The organism is Kitasatospora purpeofusca (assembly GCF_036010405.1).
GTDB classification, from domain to species: Bacteria; Actinomycetota; Actinomycetes; order Streptomycetales; family Streptomycetaceae; genus Kitasatospora; species Kitasatospora purpeofusca.
In genome coordinates this window covers 6,235,301-6,260,228 of the sequence record NZ_CP108561.1, presented here as the reverse complement: position 1 = coordinate 6,260,228, position 24,928 = coordinate 6,235,301, and the positions used below count along the sequence as shown (strand labels likewise).

Genomic DNA, 24,928 nt, shown 5'->3' with positions numbered 1-24,928 from the left:
CAGCTGGCATCGCCCCAGCTGGAACCGGCTGCCCCAGGCTGCAGCACAAGGAGGACCCATGACCCCGCCTTCGAATCCCGCCGGCTCGTACGGCAACGGGTACGGCAGCGGCTACGGCGGGCAGCAGTCCGACGGCTACGAGCAGCAGCCGCTGGTCCGCCCGTACGCGATGACCGGTGGCCGCACCCGGCCGCGCTACCAGCTCGCGATCGAGGCCCTGATCTCGACCACCGGCTCCGCCGAGCGGACCGGTGGCCTGCTGCCCGAGCACGCCCGGATCGTCAACCTCTGCCGAGAGGTCAAGTCCATCGCGGAGATCTCCGCGCTCGCCGGTGTCCCGCTCGGTGTCGCCCGGATCCTCGTGGCCGACCTGGCCGAGGCCGGTCTCGTCGCCATCCACCAGCCCGCCGCCGCGGGCGAGTCGGGCGGAACGCCCGACGTCACGCTGCTCGAAAGGGTCCTCAGTGGACTTCGCAAGCTCTAACGCGGCCGCCCCCACCCGCGCCACCACCTCCGCGAAGATCGTCGTCGCAGGCGGCTTCGGCGTCGGCAAGACCACGCTCGTCGGCGCCGTCTCCGAGATCAACCCCCTGCGCACCGAAGCCGTCATGACCAGCGCCTCCGCCGGCATCGACGACCTCAGCCACGTCTCCGGCAAGACGACCACCACCGTCGCCATGGACTTCGGCCGCATCACCCTCGACGAGGACCTCATCCTCTACCTGTTCGGCACCCCCGGACAGGACCGCTTCTGGTTCATGTGGGACGACCTCGTCCGCGGAGCCATCGGCGCCGTCGTCCTCGTCGACACCCGCCGCCTCGCCGACTGCTTCCCCGCACTCGACTACTTCGAGAACAGCGGACTCCCCTTCGTCGTCGCCCTCAACGGCTTCGACGGACACCAGCCCCACACCGCCGACGAAGTCCGCGAAGCCCTCCAGCTCAGCACCGAGACCCCCGTCGTCACCCTCGACGCCCGACGCCGCGACAGCGCCAAGAGCGCCCTCATCACCCTCGTCGAACACGCCCTCCTCGCCCGGCTCCGCTGAGCGGAGTCCCAGGTCGGCGGCCCCGGCACCCCGTCGCACCGACGGGGTGCCGGGGCGCGTTCGCTTGCGGGGAGGTGTCGTCCGGGCGCCACGCGCAAGACCCTTGCATAAGCAGCGGATAACAGTTCGGTAGGCATTTCGTGATCAACAATGACTGTTTGTAGCGAATCAGCGTCGCTCAGCGCCAGAAGACCACAGTTTTGCTCCAAGTTGTCGGCGAATGTCCTAAATTGCACCGCAGACAGCGCCCACCAGCAGCTGTTTGTCCCCCATCCCTGCACGTGCTGAAATTCCAGCTACCCCTGGATCCCGTACGGCTGTCGTTCCGCTCCCCGGAACGCGCGGCCACCGGGGGTAGCGCTGGATTGATCCATGGCCGCCCTAGCGGCCGAGAGGTAGTTGTCGAGTGAGGCGTAAGCAGCAGGTCGCCCCGCAGCGGCGCTCCGAGCCCCGCCAGAGCGAGCCGAACGGCACGGCACCGGGCGGGTTCTCGGCGTTCACCCCGACCGAGGAGCGGCCCCAGGCCGCCCCGTCACCGCAGCCGCCCGGCACCGGGAAGGACCGCCCCACGGGCGCCCCGGTCCTCGGGTCGGGCAGCGGTCAGGGCACGGACGGCGCCGAACCGAAGAGCAGCCGGTACGACTTCGTGCGCCCGCGCAACTGGCGCGTGCCGGCCCGTCTGATCGCGATTCTGCTGATCCCGGTCATCATCGCCCTGGTCTTCGGCGGCCTGCGCGTCAACACCTCGATCGACGGCTTCGTCAAGGCCGACCGCGCCCAGCGCACCGCGGCCCTCGCCAAGGCCGCCACCGAGCTCTCCGAGGCCCTGGAGAGCGAGCGCGACAAGACGCTCATACCCCTGATCACCAAGCAGGACCCGAACAACGACGTCACCAAGGCGCGCTCGACCACCGACGCCGCCCTCAAGGCGTACAACGCGGCCTACGAGGCGAGCGACAAGTCCGGCGAGCTCCCCCGGCGCCACGACGCGTTCCAGCAGATGGTCGTCTTCCTGCCCCAGCTGCGCGCCACCGCCTACAGCGACACGCTGTTCGCCTCCGCGACCGTCAGCGCCTACTCGGTGATGTTCGCGCCGCTGCTCGCCTACGACAACTCGGTCGGCCTCGGCTCCAGCAACCTCACCAGCAAGGGCCGCTCGATCTACGCGATGTCGCTGGCCAAGGCCTCCGCCTCGACCCAGCGCGCCCTGATGCTGCAGCTCCTGGTCGGCATCGCCGCCCAGAAGACCACGCGCTACGAGAACGTCGACCTCATCCAGCAGCTGCTGGTCGCCCAGCGCCTGGAGCAGACCGCGCTCTCCGAGTTCAACACCGGCAGCGCCCCCGAGGACGCCAAGAAGTACGCCGACGCCCAGGTCGCCCAAGCCAACGCCGACCAGCGGACCGCGTACCGGATGCCCAACGGCAGCGCCCCGACCATGGGCGGCCTGCTCAACATCGGTGCCGCCTACACCCAGGCCGCCGCCAACGGGCAGTCGCAGGGCCGCGAGGCCGCCGACCGCGCGTACAAGGAGGCCAAGGAGTCCGGCCTGACGCCGGAGAACTGGAACCAGGCCGCCAACACCCACATCTCCAGCCTCCGCGCGACCGAGGTCGTGCTGCTGGACGACGTGCTCGACGATGCCGCCAACCTGCGCGACAACGCGCGCTTCGACGCCATCCTCAACTCGCTGATCGTCATCGTCGCGCTGGTCCTCGCCGGTGTGCTCACCGGCTACGTGGCCCGCTCGATGATCCTCGGCATGCGCACCCTGCGCAGCGCCGCGCTCGACATCGCCGACCACCGCCTTCCCGACCTGGTCGAGAAGCTCTCCAAGACCGACCCGGAGCGGGTGGACACCAACGTCACCCCGATCCCGCTGTACGGCAAGGACGAGATCGGCGAGGTCGCCCGGGCCTTCGACCAGGTCCACCGGCAGGCGGTCGCACTCGCCGCCGAGCAGGCCCTGCTGCGAGGCAACGTCAACGCGATCTTCACCAACCTGTCGCGCCGCAGCCAGAGCCTCATCCAGCGCCAGCTGGCTCTGATCACGGACCTGGAGAACAACGAGGCCGACCCGGACCAGCTGGAGAACCTCTTCAAGCTGGACCACCTCGCGACCCGAATGCGCCGCAACGGTGAGAACCTGCTCGTCCTCGCGGGCGAGGAGGCCGGCCGCCGCTGGAACACCCCGGTCCCGCTGGTCGACGTCCTGCGCGCCGCCGCGTCCGAGGTGGAGCAGTACGAGCGCGTCGAGCTCGCCGGCATCCCCGAGGCCGAGGTCGTCGGCGCCGCCGTGACCGACCTCGTCCACCTGCTCGCCGAGCTGCTGGAGAACGCCACCACCTTCTCCAGCCCGCAGACCCGGGTGCTGGTCAACGCGACCCGCCTGCCCGACGGCCGGGTGCTGGTCGAGATCCACGACAAGGGCATCGGCCTCACCGCCGAGGACTTCGCGGAGATCAACGAGAAGCTGGCCGAGCCGCCCACGGTGGACGCCACGATCTCGCGCCGCATGGGCCTGTTCGTGGTCGGCCGGCTGTCCCAGCGGCACGACGTCCGCGTCCAGCTCCGCCCCTCCGGCGAGTCCGCGGGCACCACCTCGCTGGTCATGCTGCCGCCGTTCCTGACCCAGATGGCCGCGGCGCCGGAGCCCGAGGAGCAGTTCACCGTCTCCCGGATCTTCGCCGAGCAGGAGCCGGCCGCCGAGTGGGCCCCCGACCGGAGCCAGGCCCGCAGCGCCGCCGAACTCGGCTTCGACGACCACCTCACCGGCCACAACGGCACCGGTTCCAGCGGCTTCAGCCCGGCCCTGGAGGCCGTCCAGCGCTCGCAGCGCCTGGACCAGGTCCGCCGCGCCGCGCTGGAGTCCGGCCCGGAGGGCGACCGGCCGGTGCTGGACGCCGAGGTCGAGGACGAGTACCCGGCGTACGGCCGTCGCAACGACGAGGACTACGGCCAGGACGCGCAGTACCCGCAGCAGGGCTACGAGCAGTCCGGCTACGCCGACGACCAGTACGGCTACCAGCAGGACGAGTACGGCCAGGACGCCGGGTACCAGCAGGACGGGTACAGCCAGCAGGGCGCCTACCAGCAGGACGAGTACGGCCAGTACCCGCAGCAGGGCTACGACCAGTACGGCCGGCAGGACGGCTACGGCCGGCAGGACGGCTACGGCCAGCAGGACGAGTACGGCCAGGACGCCGGGTACGCCGAGGAGGCCCCGGCGGGCCACCCGTACGCCCCGGAGCAGCCGGCCCTCCCGGCCGCGGCCGACCACGGCTCGGCCACCCTGCCGTCCGGGCTGCCGCAGCGCCGCCCCGGCCAGCAGCTGGCCGGCGGCGGGTTCCCGTCCGGCCCGCAGGAGGGCGGCGAGGCCCCGAACTGGTTCGCCGGTGCCAAGGACACCTCGGCCGCCCCGGCCGAGCCCCGCGGCAGCCACGACGTGTCCGCCCTCGGCGGCTACGGGCCCACCGGCCCGACCGCGGCCGACGGCCAGAGCTGGCAGTCGCCCAACGACGGCGACTGGCAGCGGGCGGAGAAGCTCCGTGAGCCCTCCTCCGGCGGCACCACCCAGGCCGGCCTGCCCCGGCGCGTGCCCAAGCAGAACCTGGTGCCGGGCAACGCCCAGCCCACCCCGCAGGACGGTCCGCAGGTGTCCCGCGCGCCCGAGGAGGTCCGCGGCCGTCTCACCAACCTGCGCCGCGGCGTCGAGCAGGGCCGCAGCGCCGGCAGTACCGGAAGCTTCCGGATCGACCCCGATCAGGTAGACCCGTCCGGCAACGGACAGCAGAATCGCAGCACCGATCTCTTCGGCGGCTCGAACCACCAGGAGCGTTGAGTTGAGTCAGATGAGCCAGGCCGCACAGAACCTGAACTGGCTGATCACCAATTTCGTGGACAACACCCCCGGGGTGTCGCACACGGTGGTGGTCTCCGCGGACGGCCTCCTGCTGTGCATGTCGGAGGGTTTCCCCCGCGACCGCGCAGACCAGCTCGCCGCCGTCGCCTCCGGCCTCACCTCCCTCACGACCGGCGCCAGCCGGATCTTCGAGGGCGGCGAGGTCAACCAAACCGTGGTCGAGATGGAACGGGGCTTCCTCTTCCTCATGGCCGTCAGCGACGGCTCCGCCCTCGCCGTCCTCGCCGCCCCCGACTCCGACATCGGCCTGGTCGGCTACGAGATGGCCCTCCTCGTCGACCGCGCCGGCGCGGTCCTCACCCCCGCACTCCGCGCAGAACTCCAGGGCAGTCTCCTGCACTGACGGTTCGTCGGATACCGTCCAGGTATTCGAAGCACCTCCACGTCCGTCCCGGGCCCGCTTCGGCAGGCTCGGGTTCGGACGTTGTACGGCCTTCGCACCACTGGCTCAGGACTCGTGCCCGAGCTCGCACCGCACCGCCGCACCTTGTGAGGAGAGGAACCGTGACACCGCCCGACGACCGCAGCGGCCAGTACGGCGTTCCGTACCCTGGCACGGGCCACGACGCCTTCGGAACACCCGGCGTCGGCGGCCACGGTCAGCAGTACGGCCAGCCGCTCCCCGGCCAGCAGCAGCAGAGCCGGCACGACGACCGGCAGCAAGGCCCGTCCTACGGCCGGCCGGCGTACGGCCAGCCGTACCCGCCGCAGTACGACCAGTACGGTCGGCCCCAGCCCTCGTACGACTCCCCTCCGGCCGGCTACCCGGGCGGGGAGGGCGGGCAGCAGCCCGGTCACCTCCGCGGTCGCGGACCGGCTGCCGGGCAGCAGCCCGGCGGACCGTCCCGGTCCGGGTACGACGACTACGAGGACGAGCCGGACAGCGGCCCGCTGATCCGCCCGTTCGCGATGACCGGCGGACGGACCCGGCCCCGGTACGAGCTCGCCCTGGAGGCGCTCGTCTCCGCCGACGTGGATCCGCAGCGACTCTCCACCCTGCTGCCGGAGCACCAGCGGATCTGCACCCTGTGCACCGAGGTGAAGTCCGTGGCCGAGGTCTCGGCGCTGCTCTCCCTTCCCCTGGGAGTGGCGCGGATCCTCGTGGCCGACCTGGCCGAGGCCGGCCTGGTCGCCATCCACCAGCCCGCTTCCGGCGGCGAAACCGGAAACCAGCCCGACGTCACGCTGCTCGAAAGGGTCCTCAGTGGACTTCGCAAGCTCTAACGCGGCCGCCCCCACCCGCGCCACCACCTCCGCGAAGATCGTCGTCGCAGGCGGCTTCGGCGTCGGCAAGACCACGCTCGTCGGCGCCGTCTCCGAGATCAACCCCCTGCGCACCGAAGCCGTCATGACCAGCGCCTCCGCCGGCATCGACGACCTCAGCCACGTCTCCGGCAAGACGACCACCACCGTCGCCATGGACTTCGGCCGCATCACCCTCGACGAGGACCTCATCCTCTACCTGTTCGGCACCCCCGGACAGGACCGCTTCTGGTTCATGTGGGACGACCTCGTCCGCGGAGCCATCGGCGCCGTCGTCCTCGTCGACACCCGCCGCCTCGCCGACTGCTTCCCCGCACTCGACTACTTCGAGAACAGCGGACTCCCCTTCGTCGTCGCCCTCAACGGCTTCGACGGACACCAGCCCCACACCGCCGACGAAGTCCGCGAAGCCCTCCAGCTCAGCACCGAGACCCCCGTCGTCACCCTCGACGCCCGACGCCGCGACAGCGCCAAGAGCGCCCTCATCACCCTCGTCGAACACGCCCTCCTCGCCCGGCTGCGGTGATCCGGGAGCACCGTTCCACGACGCACGGCCGAACGGCGCGGCCCGCGGACCCTCCGGTCCCCGGGCCGCGCCGTCGTGTCACCGCGGCGGGCTGACCGCCCCTCAGCCCTGGGGCGCGTCCGGCTCCAGTCCGGCCCGCAGCAGGCCGTAGGTGTAGGCGTCCTCCAGCCCCAGCCAGGAGGCGGCCACCACGTTGTCGGCCACCCCGACCGTGGACCAGGTCGCGGTGCCGTCGGTGGTCTCGATCAGCACCCGGGTCTTGGAGCCGGTGCCGTGCTGGCCCTCCAGGATGCGGACCTTGTAGTCCACCAGCTCCAGCTTGGCCAGCTGCGGATAGATCCGCTCCAGCGCGGTGCGCAGCGCCTTGTCCAGCGCGTCGACCGGTCCGTTGCCCTCGCCGGTGGCGAGCATCCGCTCGCCCTTGGCCCACAGCTTGACCGTCGCCTCGTTGCCCGCGCTGCCGCCCGGGCCCTGCTCGCTGATGGTGCGCCAGGACTCCAGGGCGAAGTAGCGCTCGCGGCGGCCGCGCACCTCGTCGCGCAGCAGCAGCTCGAAGGAGGCGTCGGCGGACTCGTAGGTGTAGCCGAGGTTCTCCTGCTCCTTGACCCTGGCCACCACCCGGCCGGCGAGGTCCCGGTCGGTGGAGAGGTCGTAGCCGAGCTCCTTGCCCTTGAGCTCCACCGAGGCGCGGCCGGCCATGTCGGAGACCAGCATCCGCATGGTGTTGCCGACCGTCTCCGGGTCGATGTGCTGGTAGAGGTCCGGGTCGACCTTGATCGCCGAGGCGTGCAGTCCGGCCTTGTGGGCGAAGGCCGAGAAGCCGACGTAGGGCTGGTGGGTGGAGGGGGCGAGGTTGACCACCTCGGCGATCGCGTGCGAGATCCGGGTCATCTCGGCGAGGCTGCCGGGCGGCAGCACCCGGCGGTCGCACTTGAGCTCCAGCGCGCCGACCACCGGGAAGAGGTTGGCGTTGCCGACCCGCTCGCCGTAGCCGTTGGCGGTGCACTGGACGTGGGTGGCGCCGGCCTCGACCGCGGCCAGGGTGTTGGCGACGGCGCAGCCGGTGTCGTCCTGGGCGTGGATGCCGAGCCGGGCACCGGTCTCGGCGAGGACGTCGGCGACGGTGTCGCGCACGCCGGAGGGCAGCATCCCGCCGTTGGTGTCGCAGAGCACCACCACCTCGGCGCCCGCCTCGTGGGCGGTGCGGACCACGGCCAGCGCGTAGTCCCGGTTCGCCCGGTAGCCGTCGAAGAAGTGCTCGCAGTCGATGAAGACCCGGCGGCCCTGCGCCCGCAGGTGGGCGACGCTGTCGCGGACCATCTCCAGGTTCTCGTCCAGGGTGGTGCGCAGCGCCAGTTCGACGTGCCGGTCGTGGGCCTTGGCGACCAGGGTGATCACCGGGGCGCCGGAGTTGACCAGGGCGGCGAGCTGCGGGTCGTCCGCGGCGCTGCCGCCGGCCCGCCGGGTGGCGCCGAAGGCGACCAGCCGGGCGTGCCGGAGGTCCAGTTCCTCGGCGGCGCGGGCGAAGAACTCGGTGTCCCGGGGGTTGGCGCCGGGCCAGCCGCCCTCGATGAAACCGACGCCGAACTCGTCCAGGTGCCGGGCGATGGCCAGCTTGTCGGCCACCGTGAGGTTGATGCCCTCGCGCTGGGCGCCGTCGCGCAGGGTGGTGTCGAAGACGTGGAACGCGTCGTCGGGGAGGTTGCTCGCCTGGGTCATGACCCTGGGTCTCCGTTCCGGGAGGTCGGGTTACTGCTCTGCCGGTTCTGATTCCGGCTCCACTGTCCAGCATCCCGCGCGCGCCCGGTGTCCCTCGGCCCCTTGTGGGGGCTCCGGCCGGTCCGGGGGAAACAAAAAGACCCCTCGCGGGTGCGAGAGGTCTGCGCGCGGGTCTGGACGCTGGTGGTCGCTGCTCCGCATCGGGTGGTGCGGGAGCGGTCACTGCGGACCGGCGCGCCTGCTGCTAATAATCAGCGAAAGCGAGGACACGTCGGCAGTCTGGCACATCGTCCGCGCCCCGGCCCGGCCGTCTCGGCATCCGGAACGGGCGGGCGGGTGGCGGTCGGCCGCGGCTGACTGCGGCGCAGCGACCGGGCGGGCTCCACGAGCGGCCCGCCCGGCGCGGCGGGATCAGACGATCCGGTGCAGCCAGCCGTGGGTGTCGGGGGCCTGGCCGCCCTGGATCGCGAGCAGGGTGCGGCGCAGCTCCATGGTGACCGGGCCGGGCTCGCCGGCGCCGACGGTCCAGTCGCCGCCGCGGGACTTCACCGAACCGACCGGGGTGATCGCGGCGGCGGTGCCGCAGGCGAAGACCTCGGTCAGGGTGCCGTCGGCGTTGCCCTGCTTCCACTCCTCGGTGGAGATCTTCCGCTCCTCGACCGCGTAGCCGAGGTCGGTGGCGAGCTGGAGCAGCGAGTCGCGGGTGATGCCGGGCAGCAGGGCGCCGGACAGCTCGGGGGTGACGATCCGGGCGTCCTTGCCCTCGCCGAAGACGAAGTAGAGGTTCATGCCGCCCATCTCCTCGATCCACCGGTGCTCGGCGGCGTCGAGCCAGACGACCTGGTCGCAGCCCTTCGCGGCGGCCTCGGCCTGGGCGACCAGCGAGGCGGCGTAGTTGCCGGCGCACTTGGCGGCACCGGTGCCGCCCGGGGCCGCGCGGACGTAGTCCTCGGAGAGCCAGACCGAGACCGGCTTGACGCCGCCCGGGAAGTAGGCGCCGGCCGGGGAGGCGATGATCATGAAGAGGTAGGAGTTGGCGGGCCGGACACCCAGACCGACCTCGGTGGCGAACATGAACGGCCGCAGGTAGAGGGTCTGCTCCGGCTCGTTCGGGACCCAGGCCCGCTCCTGCTGGACCAGCAGCTCGACGGCCTCGACGAAGGCCTCGACCGGCAGCTCGGGCATCGCCAGCCGGCGGGCCGAGGCCTGGAAGCGCGCGGCGTTGGCCTCCGGGCGGAAGGTCGCGATCGAGCCGTCCGGCTGGCGGTAGGCCTTGAGGCCCTCGAAGATCGCCTGGCCGTAGTGCAGGGTCATGTTGGCCGGGTCCATCTCGATCGGCGCGTAGGGCGCCAGCTGGGCGTCGTGCCAGCCCACGCCCTCGGTCCAGCGGATGGTGACCATGTGGTCGGTGAACACGCGCCCGAAGCCCGGGTTGGCCAGCCGGGCCTCGCGCTCCGCCTGGGGCAGCGGGTGCGCGGAGGGCTTGAGGTCGAACGTGATGGGCGCCTGGGTGGGCGTGCTCATGGCTGTGTGTCCTTCACCGTGGGGTTGGTCCGGGCCGCCTCCGCCGGTGCTCGTCCCGGACTCTCGCTCCGGTACGGACGCACGACGGCACGGCCCACTGTCGATACTCGCATCCAGAGGGCCGTGCCGAACAGTCGCGGACTCCTTGGAGTACCGCAAGCTGCCGTTATGGGGTCCGGCCCTCGGGCCGGAACACCGTTTGTCGGGTCCCGGCCTCCTAGGCGGATACTCGGGCGGCGAGCGCGTCGCCGACCTGGGAAGTGGTACGGGTGCCGGTCCGCTCGGTGAGGTCCGCGGCGACCGCGGCCTCGATCCGGGCGGCCTCGGCGGCGTACCCGAGGTGGTCGAGGAGCATGGCGACCGACAGCACGGTGGCGGTCGGGTCGGCCTTGCCCTGCCCGGCGATGTCCGGCGCCGAGCCGTGCACGGGCTCGAACATCGACGGGAAGGCACCGCTCGGGTTGATGTTGCCGCTGGCGGCCAGGCCGATCCCGCCGGTGACGGCGGCGGCGAGGTCGGTCAGGATGTCGCCGAACAGGTTGTCGGTCACGATGACGTCGAACCGCTCGGGCTGGGTGACGAAGAAGATGGTCGCCGCGTCGACGTGCAGGTAGTCGGTGGTGACCTCGGGGAACTCGGTGCCGACCTGCTCGAAGATCCGGGTCCACAGGTGGCCGGCGTGCACCAGCACGTTGTTCTTGTGCACCAGGGTGAGCTTCTTGCGCGGACGCGCCTGCGCCCGGCGGTAGGCGTCGCGCACCACGCGCTCGATGCCGAAGGCGGTGTTGAGGCTGACCTCGGTGGCCACCTCCTGCTCGGTACCGGTGCGCAGGGAACCGCCGTTGCCGACGTACGGGCCCTCGGTGCCCTCGCGGACGACCACGAAGTCGATCTCCGGCTCGCCGGCCAGCGGCGACTTCACACCCGGGAAGAGCCGGCCCGGCCGGAGGTTGATGTGGTGGTCGAAGGCGAACCGCAGCTTCAGCAGCAGCCCCCGCTCCAGCACTCCGGACGGCACGCTCGGGTCGCCGATGGCGCCGAGCAGGATCGCGTCGTGGCCCTTGAGCTCGGCGAGGACGCTCTCCGGGAGGGTCTCACCGGTGCGGTGGTAACGCCGGGCGCCGAGGTCGAACTCGGTGCTCTCCAGCTTCACATCGGCGGGAAGTGCCGCCTCCAGCACCTTGAGGCCCTCGGCCACCACTTCCTGGCCGATACCGTCACCGGGGACGACTGCGAGACGAATCGTGCGAGACATGCTCGGAGGCTACTCCCGCATCCCAGAGCCTGACATCTGACGTCCGCCATTCGGACAGGGGCCTTGATGAAAAGTGCTCAGGTGAGATCGATGTCGACCAGGAAGGGCCGGTCGACCTTCAGTTGCTTGTGGTGGATCCCGGTCAGCCCGTAGAGCCGGGTGGCCGGGTCGATCTCGTAGGTGTGGACGATCGCCTGCCCGTGTTCGTCCTTCTCCACCCGCCAGAAGTGCGCGATACCGGCAGCCGCGTACTTGCGCGGCTTGACCTCGCGGTCACGGTCCCGGGACTCCTCGGAGACGATCTCAACAGCGAGCAGGACGTCCTGTGCATCGCAGTAGGTGCCGTCGGGGCCGGTGTCCGCCTGCTCGTTCACGACAGTGAGGTCCGGCTCGGGGCGATTGCGTGCGTCGAGCCGGATCGTCATTTCCCGCCACGCCTGCCAACCCTCCGGGACCGCCGACTCCAGGGCCCGCTCGAACCTACGGAGCATGCGCATATGGAACAGGGTCTGCGGACTCACGAAGATCAGGCTCCCGTCGAGCAGCTCGGTGTGCGGCGGGAGATCCGGCAGTCGGTCGAGGTCCTCGGCCGTGTACCCCTCGGCCGGGGGGATGATCCAATCGGGGTACGGCGCGACGCTCATGGTTCCTCCCATACGGGCATCCTCGTGGCCATTCTCAGGCTACTCGGACCATCCTTTCGGCACTTCACCCATTCGAGGGGGCGCCCGACCGTGGTCGGGCGCCCCCTCGGGTACGGCTACGGCAGGGTCAGGATCTGGCTGCGGCGGCCCTCCGGGTTGAGGTGGTGGAGGAGGAGGACACGGGAGCGGTCGCCGTCGGTGCGGCGGATGTCGAGGAGGGTGGCGGGGTGGACGGGGGCGGCCAGGGCGGTGGGGCCGCCGGGGCCGGTGCGGATGTCGACGGCGGGGTGCAGGACGTCGACGGCCAGGGTGGGACGGGTGCCGCGCAGGCCGATCGCGGAGAAGGCGTCGGCCGGGTCCCGTCCGGAGCCGGCCAGGCCGGTCCAGACCGCGTAGTGGACCGTACTGTGCCCGGCGCGGACGCCCGGGAGGACGGACAGCCGGACCGGCAGGACCACCGTGTCGGAGTCCAGCAGGGCGGTGTCGGTGTCGCCCCAGCGGGCGTTCAGCGGCTGGACGTCGAGTTCGGCGCCGGTGCGGGCGTCCAGGGTCCGGGCCACCAGGACGTCGCTGCCGCGCATCCGGTCGGCCTTGACCACCACGTCGGTGACGCCGTCCCCGTCGGTGTCCAGCACCGCGCGGACGCCGAACGGCCCGACCGGGGTGGCGGCCGGGGCCCACACCTGGGCGCCGAGGTAGAGCCGGCCCTCGGCGAGCGGGTCCCCGGCGACGGCGGGCGCGTCGCTGGCGGCCCCGGCGGCCCGCAGGTTGGCGGCGCGGTCGCCGGGGCGCTCGATGCAGAGGTCCCGCAGGTGCTCGGCCTCCTCGGTGCTGCCCTCCGGCACGAAGCCCGCGCCCGGTCCGACGGCCGCCCCGCTGTTCGGCGGGCAGTCGGCCCAGCGGGCGCCCTCCCCGCCGAGCGCGAAGGCGCTGAGCAGTCCGGGCGCGTCACCGGGCGCGTCGGTGCCGGTGAGCGCGACCACGGCCCCGGAGCGGGTGGTGCGGACCGGGGCGGTGGCGGCCAGGTCGCTGGCGGGTCGCGGGGCCGCGAACAGCGGCACCCGCAGGCCGGGGGCGGCCCGGTCGTCCGGGGTCAGCAGCAGCCGGCCGGAGAGCTCGCCCCGGTAGCTGCGGGCCCGGCCGCCCTGGAGGGTGGCGATCGTCGGGTCCGGGGCGCGGCCGAGCGCGCCGGGCACCCTCAGGGTGACCCGGACCCGCGCGGTGCCGCCGGGCGGCAGCTCGATCCGGTCGGGCGAGAGCTCGAAGCGGGCGCCGGGCAGCTCGGTGGCGGCCGCGTAGCCGGTCCGGTAGGCGACCGGGGCCGCGGACAGGTTGCGGACCTCGACCTCGCGCACCAGGGCGATCGGCCCGGTGACGGCGACCGGGCCGAAGGAGACGCCGACGGCGCCCTCCACCGCGCCCTCCCCCGCCGCGTAGGCGACGGCCGGGGTGCGGACGGCCCGGTCGACGGCGGCCCGGCCGGCGCCGGTGCGCTCGGGCCCGTAGACCGGTCCGGTGCCGCCGTCGCCGAGCCAGGTGTCCCCGGCGGTGTTCATCAGCGCGGCCTTGACCTGTTCGACGGTCCAGTCGGGGTGGGCGGCACGGACCAGGGCGGCCAGGCCGGCGGCGTGCGGGGTGGCCATCGAGGTGCCGTCCTCGCGCTGGCCGTCGGTGCCGCTGCCGACCCGGGCCGACCAGATGGTCTCGCCGGGGGCGGCGAGGTCCGGCTTGACCACCCCGGGCACACCGATGCCGCGGGAGGTGAAGTCGGTGAGGGTGTCCAGCCGCTGCGGCTGGTCCTGGGCGACGACGCCGTGCAGCGGGTTGCCGGGCGCGGCGAGGCGTACCCGGACCGGGCCGGCGGCGGCGCCCGCGCGCAGCCGTTCGCCGTCGGCCCGGGCGAGCAGGGCCAGCGGGACCCGGTCGTTGCCGGCGATCTCGGCGAGGTGGTCGTCGTCGGCCGCGAGCAGCGCGCCGAGCGCGCCCGCGTCGGCGACGTGGTCGGCGCGCGGGCCCGAGCCGCAGGCGCGCTCGGACTCGCGGGTGCTCCAGGCGAGCACGGCGATCCGCCCGGCGATCCGCTGCCGGTCGGCCTCGGAGAAGGCCGCGCAGCCGTCCCGCTGGTCGGCGGGCAGGGCGAGCTCCCCGGCCACGTCGGCGGTGGACCAGTCCTGGTAGCGGGCGCTCCAGTGGGCCGGCACGACCCCGGCGAGCGGCTGCGGGTCGAGCACGGTGAGGCCGTCGGCGTCGCTGTGCGGGTCGACCGAGGCGGCGACGGCGAGCGCCCTGGCGGCGGTGCCGGGGCTGCCGCCGATGGCGTACACGTCGCCCTCGTTGCCCGCGGCGGCGGCCACCACGGTGCCGAGCGCGGCGAGCCGGTCGACGGCGAGGGCGTCGGCGTCGTCGGTGGCGCCGAAGCGGCTGCCGAGCGACAGGTTGAGGACGTCGAGCCGGTCGCTCGGATCGCCGTCGCCGTCCGGGTCGGCGGCCAGGTCGAGGGCCTCGCCGAGCTGGTCGGTGGAGCCGTCGCAGCCGAACACCCGGATCGCGTACAGCTGGGCGCCGGGCGCGGCGCCGGGGCCGACCCGGAAGCCGGCCGGGTCCAGGCCGGGCCGGTAGGGGCCCCGGTAGGGCTGCCCGTCGGTGGTGACGCCGAGGCCGGCGGCGGTACCGGCGACATGGGTGCCGTGGCCGTTGCGGACGCAGTCGATCGGGTTCCCGTCCGGGTGCGGCTCGGGCTGGTAGTGCGGGGAGGTCGGGTCGGGCTGGTAGTCGTCGCCGACCAGGTCGCGACCGCCGGTCACCTTGGCGTTCGGGAAGAGGCCGGCCGGCGCCGGCTTCGCCCCGTCGACCGAGCGGAACGCCTCCTCGGTACCGGGGCCGCCGAAGTCGGCGTGGGTGTAGTCGATGCCGCTGTCCGCGACGCCGATCCGCACCCCGACACCGGTGTTGCCGTCGGCGGAAGCACCGGCCCAGACCTCGGTCGCGCCGGTGACCGGCACCGAGTGGGCGTTGTCCCGCTGCTTGCGGACGATCGGGTGCACGGCCGCGACCCCGGGCAGGGTGCGCAGCGCGGGCAGCCGGTCGGCGGGGGCGTTGACGGCGAGTCCGGTGATCAGGGTGCGGGTGCGGTAGAGCTCCCGGGCAGCGGGGACGGCCTCGTGGACGGCGTCGGCCAGGCGGTCCAGCGCCGTGGAGGCGCGGCCGCGTTGGGCGGCGCCGGCCCGGGCGGCCTCGCCCCGGACGGCCTCCGGGGAGCGCCGGTTGCGCCGGGCCTCGTCCCCGGCCCGGCGCCAGGCGGGGGCGACCGGTTCGGTGGCGAGTTCCAGCAGGACGGCGACGGGTCCGGCGGCGGAGCGGCCCGGTGGGGCCGCCGGGGCCGTCGGCGGGCTGCCGGTGGCCGGGGCGGCCCCGGTGAGCAGGGCCGGTCCGGCGAGCAGGGTGAGCGTCAGGCCGAGCCGGGAAAGCGGTCGGCGGACGACGGGATGGCGCATGGTCCTCTCCCCCGGCCGGGGGAACTGATCCGCATCCGGTGCCGCTGACGCCCGCCCGCGCGGCCGTCGATCACCCTTCCGGGGGCCCCAAATTAGGAATATCGCGCCGGTCGGGGCGAGCAACTTCCACCGAACGGCGGCAACTTGCACTCCTGGGGGTGACCTTCCGTCAGCCCGTCCGGCCCATTCGGCGGATGAACGCCGAACGGGCCCGGGAGGGTCGGAGGCGGCCGGTCAGAAGCCGCCGACCGAAGGCCGCCGACAGGAGGCGCGGCCGGTCAGTGGTGGCCGGTCGCGCCGCCGTTGTCGCGGCGGTCCAGCGCCCGCTGGAGCGCGGCGGCGGCGAAGGGGTTCTGCTCGACGGCCCGGCGGCGCCGGGGGGCGCGGGTCTGCGGGGCGGCGGGGGCGGAAGCGGCGTGGCGGTCGGCAGTCGGGGGCATACCGGGGCTCCTTGGTTCGATACGCGCCGTGGGAACGGACGCGGCGGGGTGGGGAGGAGGGGGGTAGGTACACCGGGCAGGGGTCTCCCGCCCATCGGGTGCGGACGCGCGCACGGGCCGGACGCCCTGGCTACAGGGGCGGCACACCGTGCGGCTGACTCCACGGTACGACCCGCGCACGGCGGTGTCTGCACGAATACTTGGATTTCCTACTATCTGAGACGGCCGTCACCCGGGGGAACGCACCAGGGCCCGGACCGCCGTGCGAACGGCGGTCCGGGCCCTGGTGAGGGGTGGTGCGGGGCTCAGGCGCCGAGGTCGACCGAGCGGGCGAAGCGGGCGCCGATCTCGGCCGCGATCGCCGACAGCACCTCCTGCGGGATCTCGCTGTCCACGGTGAGCGAGGCGAGCGCGCCGCTGCCGTCGCGGGCGACCTGCATGCCGGCGATGTTGATGCCGGCGTCACCGAGGTGGCGGCCGAGGACGCCGACCACGCCGGGGCGGTCCTCGTACTTGAAGAAGGCCATGTGGTCGGTGAGCGCGACGTCCACGTCGAAGGCGTCCACGCCGACGATCTTCTGGACCTGCTTGGGGCCGGCCAGCGTGCCGGAGATGGCGATCTCCTCGCCGTCCGCCAGGGTGCCGCGCACAGTGATGACGTTGCGGTGCTCGGGGCTCTCGCTGGAGGTGGTGAGCCGCACCTCGACACCGCGCTCCTGGGCGAACAGCGGGGCGTTGACGTAGGACACCGTCTCCGCCACGACGTCCTCGAACACGCCCTTGAGGGCGGACAGTTCGAGCACCTTGACGTCGTGCTGGGTGATCTCGCCGCGCACCTCGACGTCGAGTCGGACGGCCACCTCGCCGGCCAGCGCGGTGAAGATCCGGCCGAGCTTCTCGGCCAGCGGCAGACCCGGCCGGACGTCCTCGGCGATCACGCCGCCCTGGACGTTGACCGCGTCCGGCACCAGCTCGCCGGCCAGCGCCAGGCGGACCGACCTGGCGACGGCGATGCCGGCCTTCTCCTGGGCCTCGTCGGTGGAGGCGCCCAGGTGCGGGGTGGCCACCACGTTGTCGAGGGCGAACAGCGGCGAGTCGGTGCACGGCTCCTTGGCGTACACGTCCAGGCCGGCGCCGGCCACCCGGCCGTCGCGCAGGGCGCTGAGCAGCGCCGCCTCGTCGACGATGCCGCCGCGGGCGGCGTTGACGATCCGGACGGTCGGCTTGACCTTGTGCAGCGCCTCGTCGCCGATCAGGCCGATGGTCTCCGGGGTCTTCGGGAGGTGGACGGTGATGAAGTCCGAGACCTCCAGCAGCTCCTCCAGCGAGACCAGCTTGACGCCCATCTGCGCGGCGCGGGCGGCCTGGATGTAGGGGTCGTACGCGACGATCTTCATGCCGAACGCGGACATCCGCTGGGCGACCAGCACGCCGATCCGGCCGAGGCCGACGACGCCGAGGACCTTCTCGCTGAGCTCGACACCGGTGTACTTGTTGCGCTTCCACTCGCCGCCCTTGAGCGCGGCGTTGGCCGGCGCGATGTTGCGGGCGACGGAGATCAGCAGGCCGCAGGCGAGCTCGGCGGCGGTGACGATGTTGGAGGTCGGCGCGTTCACGACCATGACGCCGGCCTTGGTGGCGGCGGAGACGTCCACGTTGTCGAGGCCGACGCCGGCGCGGGCGACCACCTTGAGCTTGCGGGCCGCGGCCAGCGCCTCGGCGTCGACCTTGGTGGCGGAGCGGACCAGGATCGCGTCCACGTCGGCGATGGCGGTCAGCAGCTCGGTGCGGTCCGCACCGTTGCAGTGCCGGATCTCGAAGTCCGGGCCGAGGGCGTCGACGGTGGCGGGCGACAGCTCTTCGGCGATCAGTACCACGCCAGATTTCACAGTTGTAGCAGCGCTCACGACAGTGTGTCCTTAACTGTCCGGTTCTCCCCGGATCCGGGCACGAGGGTGGCCTTGCCGGGCGGGGGGAAGGTGGCATGCCGCGTAGCTAGACGCACGACGCTGTGGGCCTGACGCGCACTCGGAAGTGTATCGACGGGCTGGGTAACGGGCTGCTCCCGTCCGGCAAAATCACCCGGACGGGAGCCGCCTTGTTGTACAAGGGGGATACAAACCCGCGAGGGCTCCCCCGAGGGCTTACGCCTCTTCCTTGACCCAGCTCATCAGCTTGCGGAGCTTCTTGCCGGTGCTCTCCAGCAGGTGGTCCTCGTCGGCCTTCTTGTACTCGTTGTACTTGGGCAGACCGGCCTTGTACTCGGCGATCCAGGTGTTGGCGAAGGTGCCGTCCTGGATCTCGGTGAGGACCTTCTTCATCTCGGCCTTGGTGTCGGCGGTGATGATCCGCGGGCCGGTGACGTAGTCGCCCCACTCGGCGGTCTCGGAGACCGACCAGCGCATCTTCTCCAGGCCGCCCTCGTACATCAGGTCGACGATGAGCTTCAGCTCGTGCAGGCACTCGAAGTAGGCGATCTCCGGCTGGTAGCCGGCCTCGACCAGGGTCTCGAAACCGGCCTTCACCAGGGCGGCGGTGCCACCGCAGAGGACGGCCTGCTCACCGAACAGGTCGGTCTCGGTCTCCTCGGTGAAGGTGGTCTTGATGACGCCGGCCTTGGTGGCGCCCAGGCCCTTGGCGTAGGACAGCGCCAGGTCGAAGGCCTTGCCGGAGGCGTCCTGCTCGACGGCGACGATCGCGGGGACGCCGCGGCCCTCCTCGTACTGGCGGCGGACCAGGTGGCCCGGGCCCTTCGGGGCGACCATGCAGACGTCGACGTCGGCCGGGGGCTTGATGAAGCCGAAGCGGATGTTCAGGCCGTGGCCGAAGAACAGGGCGTCGCCGGCCTTCAGGTGCGGGGCGATGTCCGCCTCGTAGACGTCCGCCTGGATCGGGTCCGGGACCAGGATCATGATGACGTCGGCCTCGGCCGCGGCCTCGGCGGGGGTGACCACGCGCAGGCCGGCCTCCTCGGCCTTGGCCCGGGACTTGGACTCCGGCTTCAGGCCGACCCGGACGTCCGCGCCCGAGTCGCGCAGGGACAGCGCGTGGGCGTGGCCCTGGCTGCCGTAGCCGATGACCGCGACCTTGCGGCCCTGGATGATGGACAGGTCGGCGTCGTCTTCGTAGAACAGCTCGGCCACGGGGGCACATCTCCTTGCGAGTGGTTTGCCGGGTCTGCGGTAATTCCTACCGTATGCGGATCCGGCGTCGGGGTGGGGCGGTGCTTCAAGGTTTGAGACGGCGGCGCGTCCCGGAGGGGCGGAGCCGGTCCTAGGCGCTGCGGTCGAGGGCGCGCAGCGAGCGGTCCGTGATCGAACGGGCGCCGCGTCCGATGGCGACCAGACCGGACTGGACCAACTCCTTGATGCCGTAGGGCTCCAGCATCCGGAGCATGGCCTCCAGCTTGTCCGAGCTGCCGGTGGCCTCGATGGTCACCGCGTCCGGGGACACGTCGACCGTCTTGGCGCGGAACAGCTGGACGATCTCGACGATCTGCGACCGGGTGTCGTTGTCGGCGCGGACCTTCACGAGGACCAGTTCCCGCTGGATCGCAGCGGACTGGTCGAGCTCGACGATCTTTATCACGTTGACGAGCTTGTTGAGCTGCTTGGTGACCTGCTCCAACGGGAGGTCCTCGACGTTGACCACGATGGTCATCCGGGAGATGTCCGGGTGCTCGGTCGGGCCGACGGCGAGGGAGTCGATGTTGAAGCCCCGACGGGAGAACAGCGCGGCGATCCGGGCGAGCACGCCGGGCTTGTTCTCGACCAGGACGGAGAGGGTGTGCTTGGACATGGGTCGTGGGTTCCCTTGGTCGTTCCGGAAGGGGCTCAGTCGAGGTCGTCGCCGAAGTCGGGACGGACGCCGCGGGCGAACTGGATCTCGTCGTTGCTGGTGCCGGCCGCGACCATCGGCCAGACCATGGCGTCCTGGTGGACGATGAAGTCGATGACCACCGGGCGGTCGTTGATCTCCATCGCCTGCTTGATCACCGCGTCGAGGTCCTCGGGGCGCTCGCAGCGCAGACCGACGCAGCCCATCGCCTCGGCGAGCAGGACGAAGTCGGGGATCCGGGTGCCCTGGGCCGGCGGCTCGATGCCGTCGTGGCCGGGGCCGGCGTGCAGCACGGTGTTGGAGTAGCGCTGGTTGTAGAACAGCGTCTGCCACTGCCGGACCATGCCCAGCGAGCCGTTGTTGATGACCGCGACCTTGATCGGGATGTCGTTCAGGGCGCAGGTGACCAGCTCCTGGTTGGTCATCTGGAAGCAGCCGTCGCCGTCGATCGCCCAGACCGCGGCCTCCGGGCGGCCGGCCTTGGCGCCCATCGCGGCCGGCACCGCGTAGCCCATGGTCCCGGCGCCGCCGGAGTTGAGCCAGGTGCCCGGCTTCTCGAACCGGATGAACTGCGAGCTCCACATCTGGTGCTGGCCGACGCCCGCGGCGTAGACGGCCTCCGGGCCGACCAGCCGGCCGATCCGCTCGATCACCTGCTGCGGGGAGAGCTGGCCGGCGGGCGCGGCCTCGTAGCCGACCGGGTAGGTGGTCTTCCACTCGTCGAGCCGCTCCCACCAGTCGGCGTAGTCGCCCTTGTGGCCGGCGTCGAACTCGGCCTGGACGGCGACGATCAGGTCGGCCAGCACCTCGCGGGCGTCACCGACGATCGGCACGTCCGCCGGGCGGTTCTTGCCGATCTCGGCCGGGTCGATGTCCGCGTGGACGACCTTGGCGTACGGCGCGAAGCTGTCCAGCTTGCCGGTGACCCGGTCGTCGAAGCGGGCGCCGAGGGTGAAGAGCAGGTCGGCCTTCTGGAGCGCGGTGACCGCCGGGACGGAGCCGTGCATGCCGGGCATGCCCAGGTGCTGCGGGTGGCTGTCCGGGAAGGCGCCGAGCGCCATCAGGGTGGTGACCACCGGGGCGCCGGTCAGCTCGGCCAGGATGCGCAGCTCGGCCGTGGCACCGGCCTTCATGACGCCGCCGCCGACGTACAGGACCGGGCGCTTGGCGGTGACCAGCATCTTGGCCGCTTCGCGGATCTGCTTGGCGTGCGGCTTGGTCACCGGGCGGTAGCCGGGCAGCGAGGGCTCGACCGGCCAGCGGAAGGTGGTGGTGGCCTGCAGGGCGTCCTTGGCGATGTCGACCAGGACCGGGCCGGGGCGGCCGGTGGCGGCGATGTGGAACGCCTCGGCGATCACCCGGGGGATCTCGGCCGGGTCGGTGACCAGGTAGTTGTGCTTGGTGATCGGCATCGTGATGCCGCAGATGTCCGCCTCCTGGAAGGCGTCGGTACCGATCGCCTTGGAGGTGACCTGGCCGGTGATCGCGACGATCGGCACCGAGTCCATGTACGCGTCGGCGATCGGGGTGACCAGGTTGGTCGCGCCCGGGCCGGAGGTCGCCATGCAGACGCCGACCCGGCCGGTGGCCTGCGCGTAGCCGGTGGCGGCGTGGCCGGCGCCCTGCTCGTGGCGGACCAGGATGTGGCGCACCTTGGTCGAGTCCATCAGCGGGTCGTACGCGGGAAGGATGGCCCCGCCCGGGATGCCGAAGACGGTGTCCGCACCGACGGCCTCCAGCGAGCGGATGAGCGACTGGGCGCCGGTCATGGTCTCGACGACGTGCTGAGGAGCGGGAGCGTGGGCGGCCGGGGTGTCCCCGCGGCGGGGGGATGCGGCGTGCTCGGTCATCTGCCTGTCTCTTCTCGGTTCTGGCCGGCCCGGTGGATTGCGGGCCCCGGGGGGTCGAGGGTGGGGTCCCGCTTGCGGGCCGATCGCCGGCTCTGCCCCAATCGTCCCTTTCGCGGGGCCTCGGGGCCAGGGGTCTTGCGGTGGTGGAACAGCGTCGGTGCAACAAAAAACCCCTCGTGCCCAAGGGCATGCGAGGGGTGGCGCGTCGGTCTGTCACGAACGGGTCGGGGCCCGCTCAGCCGACGCGCCCGCCAAGTACGAGAATTCGGGTGCGCATGGCAACGACCTTCCTCCCGCCAAGGGTCGGCTGTCAAGCAGGTGGGACGGCCGTCTCGCCATGCGGACCGGCTCCCGGACCGGCCACGGCCGGGTGTTCGGGCAGGTCGGAGCCGTTGTGGAGGGGTACCACACGCCCCGCGGCGGCCTCGCCGCGGCCACTCGTCCGGGTGTCCGCGGCCAGGAAGGCGCGCCGTGCGGGCAGCGGGCCGAGCGGCCTCGGCACCGGGTACGCGCGGCGGGCCAGCTCGCGCCGGAGCCGGAGCTCGTCCAGCGGCGCGGAGAACGCCGAGCCCTGCACCTGGCGGCAGCCCAGCTCCTGCAGCACGGCCACCTGGCGCGGCAGGTCGACGCCCTCGGCGGCGGTGACCAGCCCGAGGTCCCGGCCGAGCCTCAGGGCGTGCCCGGCGAGGGTCCGGGCGAGGGCGGACTCGCCCAGGTCCTGGACCAGCGAGCGGTCCAGCTTGAGGCCGTCGAAGGGGAGCCGGACCAGCGTCCCGAGCGAGCCCCGGCCGGCCCCGAAGCCGGCCAGCGCGGTGCCGACGCCGAGCCGGCGCAGCGCGTCGAGCCGGCGGCCGAGCTCGTCCGCCAGGTCGTCCGGGCCGGTCCTGGCCACCTCGACGATCAGCTGGCCGCCGGGCAGTCCGCTGTCCCGCAGGGCCGCGACCACCGCCTCGTACAGGCCGGGCGCGCACAGCCGCTCGGCCGACAGCCGGACCGACACCGGGACCGGCGGCGGGACGGCGCGGCCCCGGACGGGCACGCCCCGGCGCAGCGCGGCGGCGGTCACCGCCTCGCGGACCAGCCAACGGGAGAACCGCGCGGCGGCGTCGCCCGGCTCGGTGGAGCGCAGGAACTCGGCGGGGGTGAGCAGCAGGCCCTGCGCGGAGCGCCAGCGGGCCTGCGCCTCGACGGCGGTGACCGCGCCGGTGGTGAGGTCCACCACGGGCTGGTGGAGCAGGGTGAAGCCGCCCTCGCGGACGGCCGCGCGGAGCCGTTCGTCCAGTTCGGTGCGGCGCTCCAGGTCGGCGCGCATGGCCGGGGTGTAGAGCATCACCCGGCCCTTGCCCTCGGACTTGGCGCGGTACATCGCGAGGTCGGCGTTGCGCATCAGCTCGTCGGCGGCGGCGCGCGGGTCGGCGGCCGGACCGCGTTCCGGGGTGCCGAAGGCGATCCCGATGCTGGCGGCGACGCTGAGTTCGCTGCCGCCGATCCAGTAGGGCTCGGAGAGCGCGGCGCGCAGCCGTTCGGCGAGCTCCTGGACCTGGAGCCGGCCGAGCGGGCCGCAGACCAGGGCGGCGAACTCGTCGCCGCCGAACCGGGCGACGGTGTCCCCGCAGCGGACGGCGCCCTGGAGCCGGCGGGCGGCCTGGACCAGCAGCTCGTCGCCGACCTGGTGGCCGGCGGTGTCGTTGACCGCCTTGAAGCCGTCCAGGTCGAGGAAGAGCACGGCGACCCCGGAGCCCGCCTCGTCCTGCGGCCCGCGGGCGGCCAGGGCGGCCCGCAGCCGCTGGGTGAACAGCGCCCGGTTGGGCAGGTCGGTGAGCGGGTCGTGGAACGCGTTGTGCTGCAACTGGGCCTGCAGCATGACCCGTTCGGTGACGTCGCGGCTGTTCAGGATCAGGCCGTCGCGGTAGCGGTCGACGGTCGACTCGACGTGCAGCCACTCGCCGCCGCCGGAGCCGATCCGGCACTCCACCCGGGCCGCGGGCAGCGGCTCGGCGCCCGGGTCGCGGTGGGCGGCGAGCCGGCCCCGGGCCAGGAAGCGGCGGACCTCCAGCAGCACCCGGTCGACGTCCTCGGGGTGGATGAGGTCCAGCAGGTTGCCGCCGACGAGCTCCTCCGGGTCGCGCCCGTAGACGCCGAGCGCGGCCGGGGAGACGTAGGAGAGCACGCCGTTGGCACCGGCGATCATGATGACGTCGCTGGAGCCCTGCACCAGGGAGCGGAAGTGCGCCTCCTTGTGGGCGAGTTCCTGGGCCAGCGAGAGGTTGTCGAGCAGCATGATGCCCTGGCGCAGGATCAGCGCCAGGCCGACGGTGCAGGCCGCCGAGGCCACCACCCGGTCCAGCGAGCGCCCGCCGAGGGCGTTGTAGAGGATCCCGGCTGTGCAGACGGCGGCGGCCGCGTAGGGGGTGAGCGCGCTGAAGGTGGTGGCGACCCGGCGGCGGGGCAGCCCGCCGAGCGCCGGGTGCTCGCGCAGCGGGCGGCGCCAGCGCGGGGACCACGGGGCCCAGGCGAGCAGCAGGCTGCCGGCGAACCAGCCGGCGTCCAGCAGTTCGCCGGAGTGGTAGCTGCTGCGCAGTTCCGGCGAGGTGAACAGGGCGTCGCAGAGCACGGTGACGGCGAGGCCGACCATGGCGGTGTGGACGGCGGCCCGGTTGCCGTCCCGGCCGCCGAAGCGCAGCCCGACGACCAGCGAGACGAGCAGGATGTCCAGCACCGGGTAGGCCAGGTTGAGGGCCAGCCGCAGCGGCGAGCCGTTCTCGCCGGCGGCGGTGCGGCCGAGGGCGAGGCTCCAGCTGAGGGTGAACAGCGAGCCGGCCACCAGCCAGCCGTCCAGCAGCAGGCAGAGCCAGCCGGCGGCGGTGCGCGGGCGCTGGGCCAGGACCAGGACGCCGGTGATGGCCAGCGGGGCGAACAGCAGGAAGGCGTACTCGGCCAGCGAGTTGGGCGGCAGCTGGGTCCGCTCGACCAGCTCGTACCAGCCCCAGGTGCCGTTGCCGAAGGCGACCATGAGCGAGGAGAGGCCGAAGAGCAGCCAGGCCGGGCGGGCGTGGCCGCCGACCGTACAGCCGTAGGCGAGACAGGAGAGCGCGGCGGCGAGGGCGGCCGCCGCCAGCCCGAAGTCGCCCATGAAGACGGCCACCTGGTGCGAGCCCCAGCCGAGCGCGGCACCGATGGTGTAGGCGAGGCAGAGCACGCCGAGGACGGCGCCCGGCAGCTTGCGGCTGCAGAGCGCCCGGCGGAGCGGCCCCGGTCTCGCCCCGCCGGCCGGGCGGTACGGGGGCGGGCCGCCCGCGCGGGGGCGCGGGGGCGGGCCGGGCCTCGGCGGCCCCGGCCTGGGCGGGCCCGGTCGCGGCGGACCGTCCTCGGGCAGGACGGCGTCCGGCGCCTGGGGCCGTCCGG

General features: G+C 72.9%; 17 protein-coding genes. 6 read left to right on the top strand and 11 right to left on the bottom strand.

Features of this window, described 5'->3' with window-relative positions; translation table 11 throughout:
- Positions 1–58: 58 nt before the first annotated feature.
- The 6 genes from OG715_RS27485 (at position 59) to OG715_RS27460 (ending at position 6,760) form a co-directional block, all read left to right on the top strand.
- A complete protein-coding gene (locus OG715_RS27485) occupies positions 59–484 on the top strand; it encodes a DUF742 domain-containing protein (protein ID WP_030396694.1) in 426 nt (141 codons plus the stop codon).
- Entirely contained in the window at positions 465–1,049 is a 585-nt protein-coding gene (locus tag OG715_RS27480) for a GTP-binding protein (protein ID WP_266271593.1), read from the top strand. Before OG715_RS27485 ends, OG715_RS27480 begins: the two co-directional genes overlap by 20 nt.
- A gap of 406 nt (positions 1,050–1,455) precedes the next feature.
- Complete coding sequence (locus tag OG715_RS27475) at positions 1,456–4,890, top strand: nitrate- and nitrite sensing domain-containing protein (RefSeq protein ID WP_266271595.1); 3,435 nt, start codon at positions 1,456–1,458, stop codon at positions 4,888–4,890.
- Positions 4,891–4,900: 10 nt separating this feature from the next.
- Positions 4,901–5,314 (top strand): roadblock/LC7 domain-containing protein, encoded by a 414-nt coding sequence (locus OG715_RS27470; RefSeq protein ID WP_043468791.1) that lies wholly within the window; start codon positions 4,901–4,903, stop codon positions 5,312–5,314.
- A 161-nt stretch (positions 5,315–5,475) separates the two neighbouring features.
- Complete coding sequence (locus OG715_RS27465) at positions 5,476–6,195, top strand: DUF742 domain-containing protein (RefSeq protein ID WP_266271594.1); 720 nt, start codon at positions 5,476–5,478, stop codon at positions 6,193–6,195.
- Positions 6,176–6,760 carry a GTP-binding protein gene (locus tag OG715_RS27460; RefSeq protein ID WP_266271593.1) on the top strand — a complete coding sequence of 195 codons (585 nt, stop codon included), beginning with the start codon at positions 6,176–6,178 and terminating at the stop codon, positions 6,758–6,760. The genes OG715_RS27465 and OG715_RS27460 overlap by 20 nt, the downstream gene beginning before the upstream one ends.
- 102 nt (positions 6,761–6,862) lie before the next feature.
- Here the strand turns inward: OG715_RS27460 and cimA are convergent, their stop codons facing one another.
- The 11 genes from cimA to OG715_RS27405 form a co-directional block, all read right to left on the bottom strand.
- Positions 6,863–8,479 carry a citramalate synthase gene (gene cimA / locus OG715_RS27455; protein ID WP_266271592.1) on the bottom strand — a complete coding sequence of 539 codons (1,617 nt, stop codon included), beginning with the start codon at positions 8,477–8,479 and terminating at the stop codon, positions 6,863–6,865.
- Between the two features lie 411 nt (positions 8,480–8,890).
- Positions 8,891–10,003, bottom strand: coding sequence for a branched-chain amino acid aminotransferase (locus OG715_RS27450; protein WP_266271591.1), 1,113 nt, complete (start codon positions 10,001–10,003; stop codon positions 8,891–8,893).
- A gap of 217 nt (positions 10,004–10,220) precedes the next feature.
- A complete protein-coding gene (locus tag OG715_RS27445; protein WP_266271590.1) occupies positions 10,221–11,258 on the bottom strand; it encodes a 3-isopropylmalate dehydrogenase in 1,038 nt (345 codons plus the stop codon).
- A 77-nt stretch (positions 11,259–11,335) separates the two neighbouring features.
- On the bottom strand, positions 11,336–11,902 hold the full coding sequence (locus OG715_RS27440; protein WP_266271589.1) for a Uma2 family endonuclease: 567 nt from the start codon (positions 11,900–11,902) through the stop codon (positions 11,336–11,338).
- Positions 11,903–12,018: 116 nt separating this feature from the next.
- Positions 12,019–15,396, bottom strand: coding sequence for a S8 family serine peptidase (locus tag OG715_RS27435; RefSeq protein ID WP_266271588.1), 3,378 nt, complete (start codon positions 15,394–15,396; stop codon positions 12,019–12,021).
- 278 nt (positions 15,397–15,674) lie between these two features.
- On the bottom strand, positions 15,675–15,836 hold the full coding sequence (locus OG715_RS27430; RefSeq protein ID WP_266271587.1) for a hypothetical protein: 162 nt from the start codon (positions 15,834–15,836) through the stop codon (positions 15,675–15,677).
- Between the two features lie 305 nt (positions 15,837–16,141).
- Entirely contained in the window at positions 16,142–17,725 is a 1,584-nt protein-coding gene (gene serA, locus OG715_RS27425) for a phosphoglycerate dehydrogenase (RefSeq protein WP_030392696.1), read from the bottom strand.
- A 255-nt stretch (positions 17,726–17,980) separates the two neighbouring features.
- The gene (gene ilvC / locus OG715_RS27420; RefSeq protein WP_266271586.1) at positions 17,981–18,979 is read right to left on the bottom strand and encodes a ketol-acid reductoisomerase; all 999 of its coding nucleotides are present in this window, start codon (positions 18,977–18,979) and stop codon (positions 17,981–17,983) included.
- A gap of 130 nt (positions 18,980–19,109) precedes the next feature.
- Positions 19,110–19,634: an acetolactate synthase small subunit gene (gene ilvN, locus OG715_RS27415; protein ID WP_030392698.1), complete on the bottom strand. Its 525-nt coding sequence runs from the start codon at positions 19,632–19,634 to the stop codon at positions 19,110–19,112.
- Between the two features lie 35 nt (positions 19,635–19,669).
- Positions 19,670–21,523 carry an acetolactate synthase large subunit gene (locus tag OG715_RS27410; protein WP_266271585.1) on the bottom strand — a complete coding sequence of 618 codons (1,854 nt, stop codon included), beginning with the start codon at positions 21,521–21,523 and terminating at the stop codon, positions 19,670–19,672.
- A gap of 310 nt (positions 21,524–21,833) precedes the next feature.
- Entirely contained in the window at positions 21,834–24,743 is a 2,910-nt protein-coding gene (locus tag OG715_RS27405) for a putative bifunctional diguanylate cyclase/phosphodiesterase (protein WP_266271851.1), read from the bottom strand.
- Positions 24,744–24,928: the final 185 nt, after the last annotated feature.